The organism is Streptomyces sp. NPDC058758 (assembly GCF_042746075.1).
Classification (GTDB): Bacteria; Actinomycetota; Actinomycetes; order Streptomycetales; family Streptomycetaceae; genus Streptomyces.
Genome location: NZ_JBHYPS010000003.1, coordinates 119,542 through 133,265, shown reverse-complemented (window position 1 = coordinate 133,265; position 13,724 = coordinate 119,542). Strand labels below are relative to the sequence as shown.

The window sequence follows — 13,724 nt, the reverse complement described above, 5'->3', positions numbered from 1 at the left end:
ATCGTCCACATGTCCGAGCCTATTGGATTCCCATGGGTCGGGGCGCCTACGGTCGGACCATCGCCGACCGCGCGACCCCCTCCGCGGGGAGCGCGCCGGCCACCCGCCCCCGACCGAGAGGCCCCGCAGACCCATGTCGAAGATCCTTTTCGTGCTGACCGGCGCCGACCACTGGACCCTGGCCGACGGCACGAAGCACCCCACCGGCTTCTGGGCCGAGGAGGCCGCCGCCCCGTACGAGGCCTTCGCCGCCGCCGGCCACGAGGTCGTCGTCGCCACCCCCGGCGGCGTCGTGCCCCCCGTCGACCGCGGCAGCCTCGCCCCCGAGGCCAACGGCGGCCAGGAGGGCGCCGACCGCGTCGCCGCCGCCCTCGACGCCTTCACCGCGCTGCGCACCCCGCTCCGCCTGGAGGACGTCGACCTCGCCGAGTACGACGCCGTCCTCTACCCCGGCGGCCACGGCCCCATGGAGGACCTGGCGGTGAACGCCGACTCCGGGCGCCTGCTCGTCGACGCCCTCGCCTCCGGCAAGCCGCTCGCCGTCGTCTGCCACGGCCCGGCCGCCCTCCTCGCCGCCGTGCGCGAGGACGGCACCAACGCCTTCGCCGGCCGCCGCGTCACCGCCTTCACCGACGCCGAGGAGACCCAGGCCGGCCTCGCCAGCAAGGCGAAGTGGCTCCTGGAGACCCGCCTGCGCGAGGCCGGCGTCGACGTCGTGGCGGGCGAGCCGTGGGCCCCGCACGTCGTCGTCGACGGCAACCTGGTCACCGGCCAGAACCCCGCCTCCTCCACCGCCCTCGCCGAGGAGGTCCTGAAGAAGCTCGCCTGACCCGCCCCGCCCGCCCGTCCCGCCCCCGCCCGCCGGTCCCGGCCCTGCCCGCGGCGGCGGGAGCAGGGCCGGGACCGGCGGGCGGCCCGGCGGCGGAAGGCGGGCCGCGCTCTCATCCCGCTCTCACGCGGGCCTTATCCCGGCCTCACGCGGCGCCCCTACGTTCGCGCCATGTTCTTCACCTACCTCCGGCGCGAACTGCGCCGCCGCAGAAAGGCGGCGCTGGTCGTCGCCTCCGGCCTGGCGCTCGGCATCGCGCTGGTCATCGTCGTGACCTCGGTCTCCGCGGGCATGAAGCAGGCCCAGGGCAAGGTCCTCGAATCCCTCTACGGACTCGGCACGGACCTGACGGTGACGAAGGCCCAGGAGCGGCCCGCCGAGGGGGCGCAGCCGGCGCGGCCCCGCTTCGAGTTCCAGGGCGGCGACGAGGGCGAGGAGCAGAGCAGCGACCGGCTCATGGTCCAGGGCTTCCAGACCCTCGCCGACTCCACGGTCGCCACCGTCGCGAAGCAGGCCGGCGTCGACCGTGCGGTGGGCGGCCTCAGCCTCGTCAACCTCAAGATCGACGGCGAGTTCCGGCGCGGCCAGATCCAGCGCGGCCAGGGCCAGGCGCAGGGGCAGCCGCCGGGCCAGGGCCAGGGCGGCACCGGAGGCCCCGGCGACACCGTCACCGGCGGCGGCGCCGCCTTCGACGTCGACTCCTTCACCCTCTACGGCACCGACGTCACCAGCCCCGACCTCGGCCCCCTCACCACCTCCACGGTCACCGGGGGCCGCACCTTCGAGACCACCGAGACCGACGCCGCCGTCGTCGTGGTCGACAGCGCCTACGCCCAGCAGAAGGACCTCGCCGTCGGCGACGAACTCACCGTCAAGGGAGTGAAGTTCGAGGTCATCGGCATCGCCACCGCGGACAGCGGACAGGCCGCCGCCCAGGTCTACCTCCCCCTGAAGCGGGCCCAGACCCTCTCCGGCTCGGCGGGCAAGGTCACCACCGTCTACGTCAAGGCCACCGACTCGACCAGGATCGACGCCGTCAAGGCCGCCATCCAGAAGAACGTCTCCGGCACCACGGTCACCACCTCCGCCGACCTCGCCCAGACCGTCTCCGGCTCCCTCGACACCGCCGCCGGCCTCGCCTCCAACGTCGGCAGGTGGCTCTCGTACGCCGTCCTCCTCGCCGCCGTCCTCGTCGCCGGACTCCTCACCTCCTCCGCCGTCAGCCGCCGGGTCCGCGAGTTCGGCACCCTCAAGGCCCTCGGCTGGAAGAGCGGCCGCGTCACCCGCCAGGTCGTCGGCGAAGCCCTCGTCAACGGCGTCATCGGCGGCGCGCTCGGCATCGCCGTCGGCCTCGCGGGCGCCTACGCCGTCACCGCCGTCAGCCCCACCCTCACCGCCGAACTCGGCGCGAGCACGGGCGGGTTCGCCGGTCGCGGCGGCGGCATGGCCTTCGGCGGCGGCATGGGCGGCCCCGGCACGGCGCGCACCGCCGCGGGCCGCAGCGTCGACATCGCGCTCACCGCCCCCGTCAGCCTCACCACCGTCGGCCTCGCCGTCCTTCTCGCCCTCGTCGGCGGCCTCGTCGCCGGAGCGTTCGGCGCCTGGCGCGCCTCCCGGCTGCGCCCCGCCGACGCGCTGCGCCGCGTCGAGTAGCCGCCCACCCCTCCCCGTACCGCAGGAGTCCCACCCATGTACGAACTCATCGGCGTCACCAAGCAGTACCGGCGCGGCCAGGCGAGAGTCGACGCCCTCGCCGGGATCGACCTGAAGATCGCGCAGGGCGACCGCCTCGTCATCCAGGGCCCCACCGGCGGCGGCAAGTCCACGCTGCTCCAGATGCTCGGCGGCCTCGACCGCCCGACCGCCGGCAGCGTGTTCCTCGACGGCACCGACCTCGCCAAGCTCTCCGAGAGCCGGCTCACGGCCGTCCGCAGCCGGTACATCGGCTTCGTCTTCCAGAGCTTCAACCTCATCCCCACGCTCACCGCCCAGGAGAACGTGGAGACCGCGCTCGTCCCGCTCGGCGTCAAGGCGGGCGAGCGCCGCCGCAGGGCCGCGGAGGCGCTGGAGTCGGTCGGCCTCGGCGAGCGCCTGTCCCATCTGCCGTCCGAGCTCTCCGGCGGCCAGCAGCAGCGCGTGGCCATCGCCCGCGCGCTGGTCAAGCGGCCCCAGGTGCTGCTCGCCGACGAGCCCACCGGAAATCTCGACGAGTCCACCCGCGACGAGATCTCCGGCCTCCTCGAAGGGCTCTGGAAGGAACACGGCCTGACCTTCGTGATGGTCACCCACGACAGCACCCTCGCCCGCCGGGCCCCGCGCCTGGCGACCCTCCGCAAGGGCCGCGTCACGCTCACGGAGAACCCGGAGGGCGCCCCCGGGGCCGGGAAGGCGCCTTCCGGGGTCTGAGCCGCGCGGCGGCCGTTGTCAGTGGCTCCCCCTACCGTACGGACCATGACGACGACCTATCTGGAGCTGTCGCAGGACGGCGGCGGTGCCCACAAGTTCTACGAAGTGACCGTCGACGGCCTGGACGTGTCCGTCCGCTACGGCCGCATCGGCGCGGCCGGGCAGACCCAGCGCTCCTCCTTCGCGACCGCCGAGAAGGCGCAGGCCGCGGCGGCGAAGAAGATCGGCGAGAAGGTCCGCAAGGGATACGCCCCCGCCGTGCGGGGGCAGCGCGCCGCCCGCGCCGTCACCCGCCGCGCGGTCGGCTCCGCGCCCTCCACGGCCCGGGCCGTCGCCCCCGTCCTGTGGCGCTTCCGCACCGGCTCCGCCGCCTTCGGCATCCACGTCGACGAGGAGCGGATCTGGGTGGGCAACCAGGGCGGGGACGTCTTCACCCTCGACCACGGCGGCGAGGTGCTGGCCCGCTTCGGCCTGCCCGACGGCGTGAAGTGCCTGGTCGCCGACGACTTCTGGATCTACGCGGGCTGCGACGACGGCAAGGTCTACGACCTCTCCTCCAAGCTGCCGTTCGCCGCCTACGAGATCGGCGCCGACGTCGACATCTTCTGGCTCGACATCCACGAGGGCGTCCTCGACGTGGCCGACCGCTCCGGCCGGCTCACCGTCATCGACCACGAGGACGAGCACCAGTGGTCCCGCTCCGGCCGCGGCGAGTACGCCTGGATGGTCCGGGCGGACTCCCGCGCGGTCTACTACGGCGACACGAAGGGCGTGACCGCCTACGCGGCGGACGGCACCGGAGAGCTGTGGCACACCGCCTCCGACGGCGCGGTGCTCTTCGGCTGGCAGGAGGAGACCGCCGTCTACGCGGGCACGGGCCACCGCAAGGTGCAGCGGCTGGCGAAGCGGGACGGCCGCGTCGAGGCCGTCTACGCCTGCGACGCGATGGTGTACTCGTGCGCCACCTCGCCCGGCGGCCGCTTCGTCTTCGCGGGCGACTCGTCCTCCTCCGTCTACTGCTTCGCCGAGGACGGCACCCGGCTGTGGAAGCTGGGCACCGGCGGCGGCTCCGCGCTCTCCATGCAGTACCGCGACGAGCGCCTGTACCTGGTGACCACCGACGGCTCGCTGGTCTGCGTGGACGCGAGCGAGGCGGCGATCGAGGCCGCCCAGCAGGGCAGCGTGCCCGTGGTGCGGGACGTCAAGCTGGCCGCCGCGCTGCCCACGTACACCCCGGCGACCACCGCCTCCGCCGTCGCCGCCGTCGCCTCGGTGGCCGAGGCCCCGGCCGGCTCGATCGTCGTCGAGTGCGTCCGCGAGGGCGGCCGCAGCCGCGTCCGGGTGGTCAGCCACGGCTACGAGCCGTCGTGGAACGTGCAGTTCCCCCGCGCCATCCGCGAGGCCGGCGCGCGGTACGTCGTGGAGGCCCTGCACCCGGCGGCCGGCGGCTTCTACCGGGTCCGCGGCGAGATCCGGCGCCTGCTGTGAGCCGGGACCCGGACGCCAAGGGGGCGTTCGAGGCGGCGACGGGCGACGGGCCGCCCTTCACCGGCGACCCCGAGCAGCGCTCCCGCGAGGTCCGCTCCGCGCTCGATGGGCTCCGCCAGATCAGACGCCTCACCGGCGGCCCGGACGCCGGGGCCGTCCCCGCCCCGTGGGAGCGCCGGCAGCCGGTACGGGCCGTGGCGCTGGCCCTGGAGGCCGGCGGGCTCGCCCCGTCGGCGGTGGACGCCGGCGGGGCCCGGACCGCGACCGGCTACCGGGTGCGGGCGGGGGAGCGGCCCGAGACCGCCGTGGTCGAGTGGCTGGGACCGCCCGGCTCCGGCGCAGCAGGGCAGGAGACCGGGGCGCTGGCGGCCTGCGCCGAGGCGCTGGGCCGGCTCGGCTGGGAGGCCCTGCTCTACAAGGGGCCGCGCGGCCGCCGCTTCCTGGAGGCGGAACCGGCCGGGAAGCCCGCCGGCCCGGTCCCGTCCTGAACGGACGGGCACCGGGCCGGAGAAGGTGCGCAGGAGGCGGGGCGCGTCAGGCGATCGAGGCGGAGACGATGGCGGAGACGGCGATGTTGCAGGAGGCGGTCACCCAGACCGCCGGGTGCGGCTCCGGGTCCACCAGCGTGGCCCCCAGCTTGCCGGGCGTCACCAGGTCCACCACCAGGAAGGCGACCGCCATCATCACCAGGCCGAGGAGACCGAACGCGGCCGTGGAGGCCAGCCCCTTGCCGAAGTTGTCGTAGGTGGTCCAGATCGACGTGAAGACGATCCCGCCGATGCCGAGCAGGGCGGAGCTCAGCAGGATCGCCGCGTTGCGGTTGCGGTCCTCCCATATCTGCCGGCCCAGCTTGCCGGGGGTCAGGATGTCCACCAGGACGATGCCGAGGATCAGCAGGACCACGCCGAGGGCGCCGTAGGCGGTGGCACGGCCGAGGCCGTTGACGATGTCGGTCATGGGAAGCCGGCTCCGGAGAGTGGTGATCGCGAGCGATCGACGGTCATGGACCGGCAAAATCTAGCGCACGGAACGAGCCGGTCCGCCGCCCGCCCGGAGATCGGGCGGGCGGCGGACCGGACGAGCGGCGCACAGCGGGGCGGATCAGGCGCCCGGCGGCAGGTGCCTGGCCCGCGAGCGGAGCTGGATCGCCGTGACGATCTCGGCCGCGCCGACCGCGATCAGCCAGATCCCGCCCAGCAGGGTCAGCACCGCGACCGACTCCAGCGGCGAGACGATCAGCACGACCCCGGCGACGGCGCTGACGATGCCGAGGAAGACCTGCCAGCCCCGGGCCGGCATCGCCGGGTCGGAGGCGGCCGCCACGGTCTGCGTGATGCCGCGGAAGAGCCAGCCGATGCCGATCCACAGCGCGAGCAGCAGGATCGACTGCGTCGCGCCCCGGAAGCAGAACAGGCCGAGCAGGATCGACAGGGCGCCGCTGATGAAGGCCAGCACCCGCAGCGAGGCGGTGGCGTGCGTGCCGAAGGCGGCGACCAGCTGCGTCACCCCGCTGAACAGCAGGTAGAGGCCGAAGAGCACGCCGGCCGCGAGCAGCGAGGCGCCCGGCCACACCAGCACCAGCACACCGAGGACGAGGGCCACCGCCCCGGCCAGCAGGAGGGCCTGCCAGGCCGCCCCGGCGAGCAGCGCGAGCGGTCCGCGCGGCGGTTCGGTCCGGGCGGCCCCGTCGTGCGGCCTGTCATGGGTCTGCGTCATGGGAGGCGTCCTCTCTACCGTGCGGCCGAGCGCGCGAACGCCCCGGCGTAGGAACGGAGGAAGAGCGCCTCGGCCAGGGCCATCCGCTCGATCTCCGCAGGGTCGACGCTCTCGTTCGGGGCGTGGATGAGACAGCCCGGCTCCTCCACGCCGATCAGCGCGATCTCCGCGTCCGGGAAGCGGTCCGCGAGCACGTTGCACAGCGGGATCGAACCGCCCTGCCCCGACTGGACCATGGCCGTGCCGTACGCCTCGCTCAGCGCCGCCCCGAGCGCCGCGTACGCGGGCCCGTCGGTGCGGGCCCGGAAGGGCTGCCCGACGCCCTCCGCCTCCACCTCGACCCGCGCGCCCCAGGGCGCCGCCGCCACCAGGTGGTCGGAGAGCGCCTTGCGGGCCTGCTCGGCGTCGGTCCCCGGCGGCACCCGCAGGCTGACCCGCGCCCGCACCTTCGCCTGCACGGCGGCGGAGGAGCCCACCACCGGCGGGCAGTCGATGCCGAGGACGGTGACCGCGGGCCGCGCCCACAGCTCGTCGGCGACCGAGCCGGTGCCGACCAGGTGGACCCCGTCGAGGACACCGGCGTCGGCGCGGAACTGCTCGGCCGGATAGGACACCCCGTCCCACAGGCCGTCGCCCGCCAGCCCGTCGACCGCGGTGTTGCCGTGCTCGTCGCGCAGGCTGTCCAGGATCCGCACCAGCGCGGCCAGCGCGTCGGGCGCCGGTCCGCCGAACATGCCCGAGTGCATCTCGCCCTTGAGCGTGGAGACCGTCACCACCACGTTGGCCAGCCCGCGCAGCGAGGTCGTCGTGGTGGGCAGGCCGAGCGCGAAGTTGCCGGTGTCGCAGATCAACAGGGCGTCCGCCTCGAAGAGTTCGGGCTGCAGCGGCACCAGCCGTTCGAGGCCGCCGGTGCCCTGCTCCTCGGAACCCTCCGCCACGAACTTGAGGTTCACCGGGAAGCCGCCGCCGTCCGGGCCGCCGAGCGCCCGCAGCGCCGTGAGGTGCATGGCGATGTTGCCCTTGCAGTCGGCCGCGCCGCGTCCGTACCAGCGCCCGTCGCGCGCGGTCAGCTCGAACGGCGGGGTCCGCCAGGCGGCGTCGTCGAGCGGCGGCTGCACGTCGTAGTGGCAGTAGAGGAGGACGGTGGGCGCGCCCTCGGGGCCCCGCCCGTGCCCGACGACGGCGTCGGTGCCGTCCGGGGTGGTGACCCGCCGCATGTCCTCCAGCCCCGCCTCGGCGAAGGCCCGTACCAGGAAGTCCGCGGCCTTCGCGCACTCCTCGGGCGGGAACTGGCGGGGGTCGGCCACGGAGCGCATCGCGACCAGTGCGGTCAGGTCCTCCTCGGCGCGCGGCATCAGGGCCCGGACGCGCTCGCGCAGCGCGGCGGTGTCGGTGGACTCGGCGGTCATGCGTACCCACTTCCCTCGGGCCGCTCCCGGACGGCCGGGACGGCGACGGCCACCCCAGTCAAGCAACGCGCGACAAACGCCGCAAAACATGACTCGACTGGAGTATTCGAGGGGCTCCCGGGCGGCAGCGGAGGAGCGTCCCGCCGACAGTGGAGGCGTACGCGTCCCCTCCCGCACCTGGAGAACGTCATGTCCCACCCCAACCGGCGCGACCTCGGGCTGCTCGTGCTGCGGGTCGGCACCGGCGCCGTACTCGCGGCGCACGGCACCCAGAAGCTCTTCGGCTGGTTCGGCGGCGGAGGCATCGAGGGCACCGCCGGGGCGATGTCCGCCATGGGCTTCCACCCGGCCCGCGAGTCCGCCATCGCCGCGGGCCTCGGCGAGGCCGGCGGCGGCGTCCTGCTCGCCCTCGGCCTGGCCACCCCCGCCGCCGGCGCGGCCGCCGCCGGAGCGATGGCGGGCGCCGTGTCCGTGCACGCCCCGGCCGGCTTCTTCGCGCAGGCCGGCGGCTACGAGTACCCGGCCTTCCTCGGCTTCACCGCCGCCGCCCTCGGCATCACCGGCGCCGGCCGCTACTCCCTGGACCACGCCACCGGGCACGTCCTCGACCGCCCCTGGGTGGTGGCCACCGCCTTCCTCGGCACGGCGCTCGCCGCCGCCGCCGTGGTCGGCCGCCGCGCCCAGAACCGGGCCGCCGCCGCTGCCGGCGACGGCGCCGGCACCGAGGACGCGGACACGGGCGACCACTGAACCCCGCGCGGGGCGTTAGGCTCGCCGCAGAGGAAGGGACGGGCGCCGGGCAATGAAGATCGATCTCACGGACACCAACTCCAGCGCGATCAACAAGGCGATCCTGGAGGGCAGGAGGGCCGTCGGCACCCCCGCCGTCGGCGTCGTCCTGACCCTCGTGATCGTCACCGACGAGGAGAACGCCTACGACTCCGTGCGGGCCGCCAACGAGGCGTCGAAGGAACACCCTTCGCGCACCCTCGTGGTGATCCGCCGCCGGGCGCTCTCGCCGCGCGAGCGCCATGTGACCCGGCTCGACGCCGAGGTCCGCCTCGGCACCGACGCCGGCTCGGGCGAGACGGTGCTGCTCCGCCTCCACGGCGAACTCGGCGCCCGCGCCGACTCGGTGGTGCTGCCGCTGCTGCTGCCCGACGCCCCCGTGGTCGTCTGGTGGCCGGTGGACGCCCCGGCCGTCCCCTCCAGAGATCCCCTCGGCGCCCTCGCCCAGCGGCGGATCACCGACGCGTACGCGGTCGAGGACCCGCTCGGCGCGCTGGCCGCCCGGGCCGCCGCGTACGCCCCCGGGGACACCGACCTGGCGTGGACCCGGCTCACGCCCTGGCGCTCGATGCTGGCCGCCGCCCTCGACCAGGCCGGGACGGACGTCGTCTCGGCGGCCGTGGAGGCCGAGGAGGCCAACCCGAGCGCCGAGCTGCTGGCCCGCTGGTTCGAGATCCGGCTGGGCGTCCCGGTCGAGCGGATCGTCTCCGAGGGCCCGGTCGTCACCGCGGTGCGGATGGGCACCCCGCAGGGGGAGGTCCGGATCGACCGCCCCGAGGGCCCGGTCGCCCGGCTCGCCATCCCCGGCCAGCCGAGCCGCGTCATGGCGCTCAAGGTCCGCTCGACCGCGGAGCTGATCGCCGAGGAACTGCGCCACCTCGACCCCGACGACGCCTACGCGGCGGCCCTGGAGGCCCGTCCCTCCTGAGCCGCCGCGCGGTCCGCCGCCGAGGGCGTGACCGGTCCCGGACGCACCGGCGCCGGACGCCACCCGCCGGAGGGGCGGGTGGCGCCCGGCACACGAGGAGCGGACAGGCTCAGACGCGCTGCCAGAGGGCCGGCACGTTCGGCGGCTCCCAGCCCGCCTGGGCCTGGTGGCCCTGGAGGCAGCGGTAGGTGGAACCGCCGTACGTGACCGTGGCGCCGGCCGCGTACACCGTGCCCGCCTTCCAGGTGCCGCCCGGCTCCGGCTCGCCCGGGCCGGGGCCGGGGCCCGGGTCGGAACCGGCGGTCTTCAGGGTCAGGCCGTAGTTCGACAGGATCGGGTTCAGCGGCTGGAAGTACGTCGTGCCGCCGCTGGAGCAGTTGCCGGAACCGCCCGAGGTCACGCCCTGGGCCTGGCTGCCGGAGATGTACGAGCCGCCGGAGTCGCCCGGCTCGGCGCACACGGTCGTCCGGGTCACCCCGGTGATCGTGCCCTCCGCGTAGGTGACGCTCGTGTTGTGCTGCTGGATGGTGCCGCAGTGCCAGCCGGTGGTGGAGCCCGACCGGCAGACGGACGCGCCCACGGGCTGTAGCACGGACCCCGTGACCTGCACGTTCGCGCCGCCCGCGCCCTTCACGTACGGCGTCGACGTCCAGCTGGAGTTGGTCGCCACCCAGGCCATGTCGTTGCCCGGGAAGACCGACGCCTGGAAGCTGCCCTGCGCCACCTGGTTGTAGCCGCTGGTGGTCTGGCCGGCGCGGCCGCAGTGCCCGGCCGTCGCGAAGCCCTGCGTGGTGCCCCGGGTCACCGGGAAGCCCACCGAGCAGCGCCCGCCGCCGCCCATGTAGTACGCGTCGCCGCCCCGGAGGTCGTACAGCGGGCGCGGCGCCTCGGCGGACCGCACGACCCGCACGAGCTCCGCCGGCACCCCGGTGGCCGCCACCAGGCGGGCCCCGGCGCCGGCCCGGGTCTCCTCGACGACCAGCGCGTTCGCGCGGACGTCCACGTACCGCACCGGCGCGTCGGCGGTCGCCGCCCGGTCCAGGGCCGCCTTCGCCCGCTCCAGCGCGGGCAGCCCGTGGCGGACGAGCGAGGCCTCGGCCCCGGCCGCCCGGATCGCGGCGAGGTCCGAGGCGCGGGTGGTGGCCACGGTCAGGGAGCCGGACTCGGCCCCCGCGACCCAGGCCCCCGCGAAGGAGCCGCCGAGCCGGTCGCGGAGCCGGGCGGCGGTGGCGCCGGCCTCCGCCTCGTTCACCAGCCGCCGCTCTGCCTGCGCCCGGCTCAGGCCCAGGTCGCGGCCCATCGCGGCGAGCAGCTCGGGCCGGGCCTCGGCGGCGCCGAGCGCCTGGGCGGCGCTCCGCACGCCCGGGCCGGTCCCGGGGGAGGGCTGCGCGGCGGTCGCGGACCCGGTCTGGAGGCCGGCCAGCACCATTCCGGCGGTGGCCAGCGCGGTACACGCCGCGCGGGCGTGTCGTCGGAGCATGGGGAGTCTCCTCGGTTCTCGGTGGGGGATCTGCCGAGAACCGTAGGAACGCGTCCGGGGGAGCGGGAGCCTCCACCCGGCCCCTCCCCCCGCGTTATGGCCCGGGGCGCTGTCGGAGGCGGGGTCTACGGTGTGCCCATGAGCGTTCCCGAGGTCGTCCCGATCGCGTACGAGCCCGACTACCGGACCTCCACCATCGGCCGGTGGGACGGCGGCCAGTTCTTCGCCTCGGTCACCGCCGCCTTCCCCGAGGACTGGACGATGGACGACGACTGGCGGGAGCGGAAGCGCTGGTACGCCGTCCTCCACCGCTTCGACGGGGCCGGCGGGCACCTGGGGTCGAGCATCGCCTCCACCGGCACCACGGCCCGGGGGGAGCGGGGGGCGATCGACGCCGCCGGGGCGCTCCTCGACGAGTGGCTGGACGCCCTGCCCGGGCGGCGGTACGAGTCCATCGCGATCGCCCCCTTCGCCGTGCGGTTCGAGGGCGCCCTGTTCGGCCTGGTCGTGGAGGAGGGCCCCGGCGGGGACGGGGAGACGGAGTGGGCGGAGCTCTACCCCGACGGCCTGGGGTTCTCCGCCCCCTGGGACGGTCTGTACGACACCTGACGGTGGTCCCGGCGCGCCGCGTCCGCGGTCCGTCCCGCGCTGCGCGCCAGCGCCTCGGCGTGGGCGTCGCGGGCGTGGGCGAGGACGGTGGCGGCGCGGCCGGCCGCGCCGCCCTCGGGGTGCCAGCCGAGGAGGTGGCGCCAGACGAGCGGCGCGCCCGCCAGGGGGCGGGTGACGATGCCCGGGGTGGCGGGGAAGGTGGCCCGGCAGAGGCCCACCGCCCGGCCCACCTGGACCAGGTGGACGCAGGAGGCGGTGTCCGTCTCGTACACCCGGGCCGGGGTGAAGCCGGCCCGCACGCAGGCGGCGGCGAAGCAGTCGCCGAAGCAGCCGTCGCCCGGCACGTCCGTCCAGTCCTCGGCGGCGAGTTCGGCCAGCGCCACCCGCGGGCGGGAGGCCAGCGGATGGCCGGTCGCCAGCATCACGTACACGGGGTCGCGGGCGACCTCCGTCCAGGCGAGCCGCCCGGCCTCCGGCGGGGAGCTCTCCCCGCACACCCCGACGAGCGCGAAGTCGAGCCGCCCGGCCACCACCCCGTGGGCGACCTCCCGCTCCGACCAGGAGGTGTACGTGGTCACCCGCGCGTCCGGATCGGTCCGGGCGAGCCGGTCCACGAGGCCGCCCAGCAGCGGCCCGTGGGTGCCGCCCAGGCGGTGCCCGGCGACGCCGTCCCGGGCGAACCGGACGGCCTCCTCCTGGAGTCCGCACACGGCGGGCAGCACCACCCGGGCCCGCTCCAGGACCAGATCGCCCAGGGCGGTGGCCCGCACGCCGTCCCTGCCGCGCACGAACAGGGCCCCGCCCAGGGTTCGTTCGATCCGTTTGAGCTGGGCGCTGAGGGCGGGCTGCGCCAGTCCGAGGGCGGTGGCCGCGCGCGTGAGGCTGCCGGCCTCGGCAATGGCCCTGACCGTCTTCAGATGCCGCAACTCCAAGTCCATGCGCCCAGCTTGACGCCGGAGGCCGTGCAGGTCCAGACCAGGGGAGGCGGCAAGGGGACTACCGGGCGCGGAGCCGCTCCGGCAGCCAGGCCAGCTGCGCCGCCTGCTGGAACGCGCCGCCGCCCTCGTGGTCGTTGAAGTCGTAGACCTCGATCGCCTTGTCCTCGTGCGCGTACGCGTTGAACGCCGCGAACACCGTCGACGGCGGGCAGGTCTGGTCCTCCAGCGCGGTGGAGAACAGCGCCGGCGCCGTCGCCCGGGCCGCGAAGTGCACCCCGTCGAAGTAGGCGAGGGTCTCCCGCACCCGCTCCACCCGGCCCCGGTGCGTCTTCAGGTAGTTGCCGATCTCCCGGTACGGCGCCCGGTCCGTCACCGTCGTCGCGCGCGGGAAGTCGCACAGGAACGGCACGTCCGGCGCCACCGCCGCCAGACCGGGCACCAGCCCCGCCACGGCCACCGTGATGCCGCCGCCCTGGCTGATCCCGGTCACCGCGGTGCGCTCCGCGTCCACCAGCGGGTGCGAGCGGGCCGCCTCCACCGCGCGCACCGCGTCCGTGTACAGACGCCGGTAGTAGTACGTCTCCGGATCCTCCACGCCCCGCGTCATGAACCCCGGGAACGCCGGCGCGCTGCCCACCGGGTCGGCGGTGTCGCCCGGCGCCCAACCGCTGCCCTGGCCCCGGGTGTCCATCACGAAGTGCGCGAACCCGGCCGAGGCCCACAGCAGATGGCTGTGCGCGAGCCCCCGCCCGCCGCCGTACCCCAGGAACTCCACGACGACCGGCACCGGCTCGCTCACCCCGGCCGGGACGACGAACCAGCCCTTGACCGGATGCCCGTCGAACCCGGCGAAGGTCACGTCGTACGTCTCCACCGTCGCGAGCCCCGTCGCCACGCGCGCGAACCGCGCGTCCAGCGCGTGCTCCCGCGCCCCGCCGAGCGTCTTCGCCCAGAACGCGTCGAAGTCCTCCGGCTCCACCGAGGCGCTGCGGTACTCGCGCAGCCGGTCGAGGGGCAGGTCGAACAGGGTCATGGAACACCGCCTGGTCAGGTCGTCACGTTCGAAATGTCGACCGGTCCACCCCGGCCCGGCCCACCCTAGCCCGACCGGCCCCCGGATTCATATACGTGA

General features: G+C 75.4%; 14 protein-coding genes. 8 read left to right on the top strand and 6 right to left on the bottom strand.

Translation table 11 applies throughout. From position 1 onward, the window contains the following. Nucleotides 1–133 precede the first annotated feature (133 nt). The 5 genes from ACFW6A_RS05405 to ACFW6A_RS05385 all read left to right on the top strand — a co-directional run bounded on the left by ACFW6A_RS05405 (nucleotide 134) and on the right by ACFW6A_RS05385 (nucleotide 5,211). Nucleotides 134–829, top strand: a complete 696-nt coding sequence (locus ACFW6A_RS05405; protein ID WP_386638796.1) for a type 1 glutamine amidotransferase domain-containing protein — start codon at nucleotides 134–136, stop codon at nucleotides 827–829. 171 nt (nucleotides 830–1,000) lie between these two features. After that, nucleotides 1,001–2,482, top strand: a complete 1,482-nt coding sequence (locus ACFW6A_RS05400; protein WP_386638793.1) for an ABC transporter permease — start codon at nucleotides 1,001–1,003, stop codon at nucleotides 2,480–2,482. A gap of 36 nt (nucleotides 2,483–2,518) precedes the next feature. Next, nucleotides 2,519–3,235 (top strand): ABC transporter ATP-binding protein, encoded by a 717-nt coding sequence (locus tag ACFW6A_RS05395; protein ID WP_351857218.1) that lies wholly within the window; start codon nucleotides 2,519–2,521, stop codon nucleotides 3,233–3,235. Nucleotides 3,236–3,280: 45 nt separating this feature from the next. Next, the gene (locus ACFW6A_RS05390) at nucleotides 3,281–4,723 is read left to right on the top strand and encodes a WGR domain-containing protein (RefSeq protein ID WP_386485902.1); all 1,443 of its coding nucleotides are present in this window, start codon (nucleotides 3,281–3,283) and stop codon (nucleotides 4,721–4,723) included. Beyond that, nucleotides 4,720–5,211: a hypothetical protein gene (locus ACFW6A_RS05385; protein ID WP_351857222.1), complete on the top strand. Its 492-nt coding sequence runs from the start codon at nucleotides 4,720–4,722 to the stop codon at nucleotides 5,209–5,211. Before ACFW6A_RS05390 ends, ACFW6A_RS05385 begins: the two co-directional genes overlap by 4 nt. A gap of 46 nt (nucleotides 5,212–5,257) precedes the next feature. Here ACFW6A_RS05385 and ACFW6A_RS05380 read toward each other — a convergent pair whose 3' ends face one another. The 3 genes from ACFW6A_RS05380 to ACFW6A_RS05370 form a co-directional block, all read right to left on the bottom strand. Further along, nucleotides 5,258–5,680, bottom strand: a complete 423-nt coding sequence (locus ACFW6A_RS05380) for a DUF350 domain-containing protein (protein WP_043225569.1) — start codon at nucleotides 5,678–5,680, stop codon at nucleotides 5,258–5,260. Nucleotides 5,681–5,824: 144 nt separating this feature from the next. Further along, entirely contained in the window at nucleotides 5,825–6,439 is a 615-nt protein-coding gene (locus ACFW6A_RS05375; RefSeq protein ID WP_351854804.1) for an HdeD family acid-resistance protein, read from the bottom strand. 14 nt (nucleotides 6,440–6,453) lie between these two features. Beyond that, nucleotides 6,454–7,848: a dipeptidase gene (locus ACFW6A_RS05370; RefSeq protein ID WP_351854802.1), complete on the bottom strand. Its 1,395-nt coding sequence runs from the start codon at nucleotides 7,846–7,848 to the stop codon at nucleotides 6,454–6,456. Nucleotides 7,849–8,037: 189 nt separating this feature from the next. Between ACFW6A_RS05370 and ACFW6A_RS05365 the strand changes: the two genes are divergently transcribed. Beyond that, nucleotides 8,038–8,598, top strand: coding sequence for a DoxX family protein (locus ACFW6A_RS05365; protein ID WP_386638788.1), 561 nt, complete (start codon nucleotides 8,038–8,040; stop codon nucleotides 8,596–8,598). A 52-nt stretch (nucleotides 8,599–8,650) separates the two neighbouring features. Then, nucleotides 8,651–9,565: a glucose-6-phosphate dehydrogenase assembly protein OpcA gene (gene opcA / locus ACFW6A_RS05360; RefSeq protein WP_351854797.1), complete on the top strand. Its 915-nt coding sequence runs from the start codon at nucleotides 8,651–8,653 to the stop codon at nucleotides 9,563–9,565. 109 nt (nucleotides 9,566–9,674) lie between these two features. On the opposite strand, the gene ACFW6A_RS05355 is transcribed toward opcA, so the two are convergent. Then, on the bottom strand, nucleotides 9,675–11,045 hold the full coding sequence (locus ACFW6A_RS05355) for a carbohydrate-binding protein (protein WP_386638784.1): 1,371 nt from the start codon (nucleotides 11,043–11,045) through the stop codon (nucleotides 9,675–9,677). Nucleotides 11,046–11,183: 138 nt separating this feature from the next. On the opposite strand from ACFW6A_RS05355, the gene ACFW6A_RS05350 reads away from it, so the two are divergent. After that, entirely contained in the window at nucleotides 11,184–11,654 is a 471-nt protein-coding gene (locus ACFW6A_RS05350; protein WP_351854792.1) for a hypothetical protein, read from the top strand. On the opposite strand, the gene ACFW6A_RS05345 is transcribed toward ACFW6A_RS05350, so the two are convergent. Both ACFW6A_RS05345 and ACFW6A_RS05340 read right to left on the bottom strand, forming a co-directional pair. Further along, nucleotides 11,600–12,592 carry a LysR family transcriptional regulator gene (locus ACFW6A_RS05345; protein ID WP_386638781.1) on the bottom strand — a complete coding sequence of 331 codons (993 nt, stop codon included), beginning with the start codon at nucleotides 12,590–12,592 and terminating at the stop codon, nucleotides 11,600–11,602. The genes ACFW6A_RS05350 and ACFW6A_RS05345 overlap by 55 nt on opposite strands. Nucleotides 12,593–12,650: 58 nt before the next feature. Further along, a complete protein-coding gene (locus tag ACFW6A_RS05340) occupies nucleotides 12,651–13,625 on the bottom strand; it encodes an acetylxylan esterase (RefSeq protein ID WP_351854787.1) in 975 nt (324 codons plus the stop codon). Between the last annotated feature and the right edge of the window lie 99 nt (nucleotides 13,626–13,724).